The 7,334-nt window shown below is 69.7% G+C and carries 5 protein-coding genes and 1 pseudogene; 3 read left to right on the top strand and 3 right to left on the bottom strand.

What is annotated here, in order from left to right:
- Window positions 1–208: 208 nt before the first annotated feature.
- Together EAO75_RS20030 and coxB are read right to left on the bottom strand one after the other, a co-directional pair.
- Window positions 209–1,311, bottom strand: a pseudogene (locus tag EAO75_RS20030) (cbb3-type cytochrome c oxidase subunit I); the annotation flags it as partial.
- Window positions 1,308–2,273 carry a cytochrome c oxidase subunit II gene (coxB, locus tag EAO75_RS20025; RefSeq protein WP_147996444.1) on the bottom strand — a complete coding sequence of 322 codons (966 nt, stop codon included), beginning with the start codon at window positions 2,271–2,273 and terminating at the stop codon, window positions 1,308–1,310. The pseudogene EAO75_RS20030 and the gene coxB, both read right to left, overlap by 4 nt.
- A 264-nt stretch (window positions 2,274–2,537) precedes the next feature.
- Here coxB and EAO75_RS20020 point away from each other — a divergent pair, with 264 nt between their 5' ends.
- Window positions 2,538–3,914: a cysteine desulfurase/sulfurtransferase TusA family protein gene (locus EAO75_RS20020; protein ID WP_147996443.1), complete on the top strand. Its 1,377-nt coding sequence runs from the start codon at window positions 2,538–2,540 to the stop codon at window positions 3,912–3,914.
- 17 nt (window positions 3,915–3,931) lie between these two features.
- On the opposite strand, the gene EAO75_RS20015 is transcribed toward EAO75_RS20020, so the two are convergent.
- Entirely contained in the window at window positions 3,932–4,906 is a 975-nt protein-coding gene (locus EAO75_RS20015) for a carbohydrate kinase family protein (RefSeq protein WP_187284523.1), read from the bottom strand.
- A gap of 131 nt (window positions 4,907–5,037) precedes the next feature.
- On the opposite strand from EAO75_RS20015, the gene EAO75_RS20010 reads away from it, so the two are divergent.
- Window positions 5,038–5,247 (top strand): hypothetical protein, encoded by a 210-nt coding sequence (locus EAO75_RS20010; protein ID WP_030967407.1) that lies wholly within the window; start codon window positions 5,038–5,040, stop codon window positions 5,245–5,247.
- Between the two features lie 180 nt (window positions 5,248–5,427).
- Window positions 5,428–7,275: a hypothetical protein gene (locus EAO75_RS20005; protein WP_187284522.1), complete on the top strand. Its 1,848-nt coding sequence runs from the start codon at window positions 5,428–5,430 to the stop codon at window positions 7,273–7,275.
- Window positions 7,276–7,334 lie beyond the last annotated feature (59 nt).

Raw genomic sequence — 7,334 nt, 5'->3', positions numbered from 1 at the left:
AAGTTGTGCCGCGGGGGCGGGCAGGAAGTCGCCCACTCCAGCGAGCGGCCCAGCAGCAGATGCCCTTCGATGTCGTTGAGGAATTCGTCGGTGACGCTCACAGAGTGGTCAACTCCTTCTCCCGCGCCGGGGCGTGATGCAGATCGAACGCGGGGGATTCGGACCGGATCCGCGGCAGAGTGAGGAAGTTGTCCGTTCACGCCCAGCCAGTGCTGGACCAGGAAGGTGCCGTGGAAGCCGATGAACAGCCGTCGACCTCGACCTTCTTGCCGTACTTGGCGGTCTTCCAGACGTTGTAGAGGAACGGCAGCGTCGACAGGCTGTTCAGCGTCGTCAGCCCTTCCACTGCCAGATAGTCGGGAATGCGGCGCTGCATTCCGTTCACGCCCAGCCAGTGCTGGACCAGGAAGGTGCCGTGGAAGCCGATGAACAGCGTCCAGAAGGTCATCTTGCCCAGCCGCTCGTCGAGCATCTTGCCGGTCATCTTCGGCCACCAGAAGTGGAAGCCGGCGAACATCGCGAAGACGACGGTGCCGAAGACGACGTAGTGGAAGTGCGCCACCACGAAGTACGAGTCGGACACCTGGAAGTCGAGCGGGGGCGAGGGCGGACAGGCACTCGGGCGCGTACGTCGCCGGGACCGACTCGACGGCCGCCGTCAGGTCGGCCGCGGGCAGCTCGGGGGAGAAGCAGGTGCCGGCCGGGAGCGCGCATGCAGATGATCGTGGTGATGAAGTTGACCGAGCCGAGGATGGTGCCGAAGCCGGAGAAGGCCAGACCCATGATCCACATGTCGGCGCCGATGCCCGGGCTGCGGACCGCGTCCGACAGCGGGCTGTAGGCGAACCAGCCGAAGTCGGCCGCGCCGTCCGGGGTGAGGAAACCGCCCACCGCGATGAGCGAGCCGAACAGGTACAGCCAGTAGGCGAACATGTTCAGCCGCGGGAACGCCACGTCCGGCGCGCCGATCTGCAGCGGCATGATCCAGTTCGCGAAACCGGCGAACAGCGGCGTCGCGAACATCAGCAGCATGATCGTGCCGTGCATCGTGAACGCCTGGTTGAACTGCTCGTTCGACACGATCTGCAGACCGGGCCGGGCCAGCTCGGCGCGCATGATGAGCGCCATCACGCCACCGATCACGAAGAACGCGAACGACGTGACGAGGTACAGCGTTCCGATCGTCTTGTGGTCGGTGGTGGTGAGCCACTTGACCACGACGTTGCCGGGTTGCCTGCGCCGGACCGGCAGCTCGTTCTCGTACGAGTCCTCAGCTGCCGCGGCACCCTGGGGTTCGTTGAGGATGCTCACAGGTTGTTCGTCTCCCGGTTCTTCTCGTGGCTCGTCTGCGCGATGCCGGCGGGAACGTAACCGGTCTGCCCCTTCTTGGCGAGGTCCTTGAGGTGCTGCTCGTAGCGCTCGGGGGAGACGACCTTCACGTTGAACAGCATCCGGGAGTGGTCGACGCCGCACAGCTCGGCGCACTTGCCCAGGAAGGTGCCCTCCTTGTTGGGGGTCACCTCGAAGGCGTTGGTGTGGCCCGGGATGACGTCCTGCTTCATCAGGAACGGCACCACCCAGAAGGAGTGGATGACGTCACGCGAGGTGAGGACGAAGCGGACCGTCTTGCCCTTGGGCAGCCACAGGGTCGGGCCCGGGTTGCCGGTCTGCGGGTTCCGGGTGCCGGGGGTGCCGGCGTCGTAGACACCGCCGGCGTTCGCCGGGAAGTCCTCCTTGAACCGGTCCGGAATCGCGTCCAGGTTCTTGTCGGTCTTCGCGTTGCCGGTGGAACCCTCGACGGGCTCGACGTAGTTGAAGGCCCAGCTCCACTGGAAGCCGACGACGTTGACGGTGACGTCGGGCTTGTCCTTGAGGCTGAGGAGCTTCGTCTCGTCGCGGGCCGTGAAGTAGAACAGGACCGAGACGATGATGAGCGGGACCACGGTGTACAGCGCCTCGATCGGCATGTTGTACCGGGTCTGCGGGGGGACCTCGACCTTGGTGCGGCTGCGCCGGTGGAAGATGGTCGCCCACAGGATCAGGCCCCAGACCAGCACGCCCGTGGCGAGCGCGGCCGCCCACGAGCCCTGCCAGAGGGAGAGGATCCGCGGAGCCTCCTCCGTGACCGGGGTGGGCATACCAAGGCGGGGGAAGTCTTCCCAGTTGTACGAGCAACCGGTGGCTGTCGCCAGGACCAGGCCCGCAGTCATTGCCTGCAGCAGCTTCCGCCGCATCGGGCGCCGCGGCGAGCGGTCGGAGCCGTTGGGACTCACGTAGCGCCTTCCCGAGAGTCTCGCCCGCGCGTATTGGCTGCGGCCTGACTTCTCGCGGGTCGGTCGCCGCCCTGCGTCGGGCAGGGGTTTGGATGTTTATGCGGACCAAACCCTAGCCGACGCCCTCCGGGGGGTCGCGAGGAGGGGTGCCTAGTAACTCGGGTGGTTCGCTTGTTTGGCGGCTGCGGGTCCGTTGGGGCTTGTCGCGCAGTTCCCCGCGCCCCTTTGGGGCACCCGAGTGACCGGACGTTCTAGCGTTGCAGTGTGAGCTACTTCGACGCTGCTTCCAGCGCTCCCCTGCATCCCGTTGCCCGGCAGGCTCTGCAGGCCTCCCTCGATGAGGGGTGGGCCGATCCCGCCCGCCTCTACCGGGAGGGGCGACGGGCACGCATGCTGCTGGACGCTGCTCGGGAGGCTGCCGCCGAGGCCGTGGGGTGCAGAGCCGATGAGTTGGTGTTCACCTCATCGGGGACGCGGGCCGTCCACTCGGGTGTCGCCGGGGTGTTGGCCGGGCGGCGGCGGGTCGGGCGTCACCTGATTGTGTCCGCTGTCGAACATTCCTCTGTGCTCCATGCGGCTGATGCGCATGAGGCCGAGGGCGGCACGGTCACCCAGGTGACGGTGGACCGTTCCGGGGCGGTGGGCGTGGGGGCGTACGCGCTGGCCCTGCGGGCGGACACCGCGCTCGCCTGCCTCCAGTCGGCCAACCACGAGGTGGGCACCGAGCAGCCGGTGGCCGAGGTGGCCGCCGCGTGCCGGGAGGCCGGGGTGCCCTTGCTGGTGGACGCGGCGCAGTCGCTCGGGTGGGGGCGTGTCGAGGGTGACTGGTCGGTGTTGACCGGGAGTGCCCACAAGTGGGGTGGTCCGTCGGGGGTCGGGCTGCTCGTCGTACGCAAGGGCGTGCGGTTCGCCGCGCAAGGGCCCGCGGACGAGCGGGAGTCGGGGCGGGCGGCCGGGTTCGAGAACATCCCGGCGATCGTCGCCGCGGCGGCCTCGCTGCGGGCCGTGCGGGCGGAGGCGGCCCAAGAGGCGGTACGGCTGCGGGAGCTGACGGAGCGGATCCGAGCCCGGGTGCCGCGGCTGGTGCCGGACGTGGAGGTGGTCGGCGATCCGGAGCGCCGGCTGCCCGGCATCGTCACCTTCTCCTGTCTCTATGTCGACGGGGAGACACTGCTGCACGAGCTGGACCGTGCAGGGTTCTCCGTTTCCTCCGGTTCGTCCTGTACGAGCAGCACGCTGACGCCCAGCCATGTGCTGAAGGCGATGGGGGTGCTGAGCGAGGGGAACGTGCGGGTGTCCCTGCCGTTCGGGACGGCGCAGGAGGACGTGGAGCGGTTCCTGGAGGTGCTGCCGGGGGCGGTGGCCGGGGTGCGGGAGAAGCTGGGCGCACCGGTCACCGAGACGGTCGTACGTGACGACGTCCTGGTCGTGGACTCCCTCGGCAAGCTGTGCCCGATCCCTGTCATCGAGCTCGCCAAGGTCATCGGCGAGGTGCCGGTGGGCGGCCTGGTCCGGGTCCTCGCCGACGACGAGGCGGCACGCCTGGACATCCCGGCGTGGTGCGAGATGCGGGGTCAGGAGTACGTGGGCGAGGAACCGGCGGAGAACGGAACGGCTTACGTGGTCCGCCGGTTGACCTGAACGCCTCTACCTGGCTCTCAGCCCAGGTAGACCCGGACCTCTTCGCCGGCCTCATGCCCGTACGCCTTGGTGAACCGGTCCATGAAGTGGGCCCGCCGCAGCTGGTACTCCTGCGTCCCCACCGTCTCGATGACCAGCGTCGCGACCATGCAGCCGACCTGCGCGGCCCGCTCCAGGGACACGCCCCAGGCCAGTCCGGACAGGAACCCGGCGCGGAAGGCGTCGCCGACGCCCGTGGGGTCGGCCTTGCGCTCCTCCTCGGGGCAGCCGACCTCGATCGGGTCATGGCCGGCCTGCTCGATCCGTACGCCTCGCGAGCCGAGGGTGGTGACCCGGTGGCCGACCTTGGACAGGATCTCCTCGTCCGTCCAGCCGGTCTTGGTCTCGATGAGTCCCTTCTCGTACTCGTTGGAGAAGAGGTAGGTCGCCCCGTCCAGCAGTATCCGGATCTCGTCGCCGTTCATCCGGGCGATCTGCTGGGAGAAGTCGGCGGCGAAGGGAATCGCGCGGGAGCGGCACTCCTCCGTGTGGCGGAGCATCCCCTCGGGGTCGTCGGCGCCGATGAGGACCAGGTCGAGGCCGCCCACGCGGTCCGCGACGGTCTTCAGCTCGATCAGCCGGGCCTCGCTCATCGCGCCGGTGTAGAAGGAGCCGATCTGGTTGTGGTCGGCGTCCGTGGTGCAGACGAAGCGGGCGGTGTGCAGGGTCTCGGAGATACGGACCGATTCGGTGTCGACGCCGTGCCGGTCCAGCCAGGCCCGGTACTCGTCGAAGTCGGAGCCCGCGGCCCCGACCAGGATCGGCTTCGTGCCCAGCTGACCCATGCCGAAGGCGATGTTCGCACCTACGCCGCCCCGGCGTACGTCCAGGTTGTCGACCAGGAAGGAAAGCGAGACCGTGTGCAGCTGGTCCGCGACGAACTGGTCGGCGAAGCGGCCGGGGAAGGTCATGAGGTGGTCGGTGGCGATGGAGCCGGTGACTGCGATGCGCACGGCGAGGAGTCTCCTGCGGGGAGGTTGGATTGACATTCCACGCTACCGTTCGTGACCAGAACACAGAAGCAGGCAAAACTACCCGATAGTAGATCTTTCTTCGCGGGCTCGAGCGTGCATACGGTGCGGCTATGACGAAATTCGAGGTCCGCGCCCCTGCCCCGGCCGACCTGGAGGTCGACCTGGCGTCACTGCTGGGTGACTGTGCGCGGATGGCTCCGCACTGGGCCGCTCCCGACCGTGTCCTTTCCCGTCCGGTCTCCCCCTCACGCATCCACGGGGTGACCGTGCCCTCGAAGTCCGCGCGACTGCTGGACGCGATGTCCGACTACGGCGACTGACCCGCCGGCCGATCGAACTCCGGCGGCGCGATCGGCGCTTTTCAGGGAACCGTGCGCTCCCCCGCTGCGTCCCATCGGCGTCCCCCGTAAAGGGGATGCGGGATACGACCCGACAGACCGACCTTTTGACAGGGTCGGGTCAGGGTCATGGGACATGTGCGCAGCCGAAGGAGCGATGCGGTGAACACCGAGCGACCCGACAACGACGACGCGGGCGCCTGCGGCAAGGACGCCGAGGAGGCACGGGCGGAGCAGGCCGCCGCCGGTGCCGAAGGGCCCGCCGCCGAGGGTGAGGCGGCGGGCGGAGCTCCTGACGGCCGGGGCGATGAGGTCGGCGACGGGACCGACGAGGTCGTCGCCGAGGACGAGGGGGCATCGGACGGGGCGGGTGCCTCGGACGACGAAAGTGCCTCGGCCGTCGTCGGCCGTTCGGATGAGGCCGCGGCCTCGGAGGCGTCCGCCACGCCCCCCGACGCGGAGCCGAGCCACGCCCACACCCACATCCACACCCACGGGCCGGACGACGCGCACGGCAGCGCTCGCCACCGCTCCCCCGCGATCATCGCCTCCGTCGCCGCCGCCGTGCTGCTCCTCGGGGGCGGCGGGGCCTTCCTCGCCGCGAACGCGTCCGGCGGGTCGGACGACGGTACGTCGTCCGGGGCGTCCGGCGGTGACACTCCCCCGCCGCTGCACCTCGACGGCTACACCGAGGGCGGCACGGGCGGCATCGCGCCCGGGGAGCCCAACCCGTACGGCGCCACGTACATGGCCGACGGCGATCTGCCGGACGGGCCCGGGTCGGCGGCGGTGTACCGGGCGGGGGGCGAGGTCGGCGCGGACGAGGTGGCCCGGCTGGCCGAGGCGCTCGGGGTGGACGGGACGCCGGTGGCGCAGGGGCAGACCTGGAGGGTCGGTGCGACGGACGGGGCGGGGCCCAGTCTCCAGGTGAACAAGCAGGCGCCGGGGACCTGGACCTTCTACCGGTACGCCCCCGGCACGGACAACTGCCAGAGCACCACCGTCTGTGCGAAGGCCCCCGCCCCGCCGGCCGGCGATCCGGTGAGCGAGGCCGTCGCGAAGAAGGCCGCCGCACCGGTTCTCAAGGCGGTCGGCCAGGACGACGCGAAGCTCGACGCGAGCCAGGTCATGGGCGCCCAGCGAGCGGTGAACGCGAACCCCGTGGTCGGCGGACTGCCCACGTACGGCTGGACGACGGGGATCACCGTGAACGCCCAGGGCGAAGTGGTGGGCGGAAGCGGTCAGTTGAAGGCGCCGGTGAAGGGGGACACGTACCCCGTGCTGGACGCCGAGAAGACGCTCGGGCTGATGAACGCGGCGCCCGGGGCCGACGGCCGGATGGGCATCGGCGGCTGCGCCAGCCCCGTACCGCTGAAGGACCGTCTTGAGGCGCCCTGCGGTGCCGAGGGGTCGACCGGCGCGGAGCCGGACACGGCGGCCTCGGCGAGCGCGCCGGCCAGGGACGTCATCACGGTGGAGAAGGCCGTGTTCGGGCTGGCCGCGCACTATGTGAACGCGCGGCAGGCGCTGGTGCCGTCCTGGCTGTTCGAGGTGCGGACGCAGGGCGCGCAGGACAGCTTCACGGTGACGTATCCCGCGATCGACCCGAAGTACCTGGCCTCGTCGACGCCGTCGCAGGAGCCGACCGGGCAGCCGAGCCCGCGGCCGACCGGGCCGAAGGACGACTCGACGTCGTCGCCGATCACCCGGAACGTGGGCGCGGACGGCTACACCTCCGACGACTCGAAGCTGACCGTGGCCTTCACAGGCGGTGTGTGCGCCGACTACAAGGTGACGGCGAGCGAGAACGGCGACGAGGTGACGGTTCGTGTGACCGAGACCTCACAGCCGGACGAGGTCTGCATCCTGATCGCCAAGGTGTTCCACAAGACCGTGCAGCTCGATGAGCCACTCGGGGACCGGAAGGTCGTGGGCACGGACGGCCAGGCGATCCCGCTGGAGAAGCCCGGGACGCTCCCGGACGCACCCCAGACGTCCGGAGCCCGGTAAGGGCCCACGGACACGGGAAGGCGGCGGCCCCGTCGGAGGGGGTCGCCGCCTTTCTGCGT

It is taken from the genome of Streptomyces sp. UW30 (assembly GCF_008042075.1).
Taxonomy (GTDB): Bacteria; Actinomycetota; Actinomycetes; order Streptomycetales; family Streptomycetaceae; genus Streptomyces.
Note: the sequence above shows the minus strand (reverse complement) of the source record. Positions and strands in the feature narration are given on the sequence as shown.

Coding starts and splice junctions, on each gene's coding strand:
- EAO75_RS20010 (WP_030967407.1), top strand. CDS start 5,038: ATGACGAAATTCGAGGTCCGCGCCCCTGCCCCGGCCGACCTGGAGGTC.